At 63.1% G+C, this 274-nt stretch carries 1 pseudogene; it reads left to right on the plus strand.

Features of this window, described 5'->3' with window-relative positions:
* A pseudogene (locus SB847_RS20975) lies at window positions 1–274 on the plus strand (hypothetical protein); the annotation flags it as partial.

Consider the following 274-nt stretch of genomic DNA (forward strand, 5'->3'; position numbering starts at 1 on the left):
CCGGAGCTCGAACAAGAGCACGGAATCGTGGTCACGGCTCCTGTGTGGCACCGGGCAAACATCATGCCCCGGCAACAAGATCTGAACAGGGCGGCGGATGTCCTCTCCGCGGGCGAACGGATAGCCCTCTTCGTGGGACAAGGCGCCCGCAACGCGCAAGCGGAAGTTATCGCATTAGCGGAAAAACTCGACGCCGGAATCACCACGAGCCTGCTCGGCAAGCCTTACGTCGACGAGACTCTCCCGCTGGCCACCGGCACCATGGGACACCTGG

This window comes from Bacillus sp. SIMBA_026 (assembly GCF_046535335.1).
Classification (GTDB): Bacteria; Bacillota; Bacilli; order Bacillales; family Bacillaceae; genus Bacillus; species Bacillus velezensis.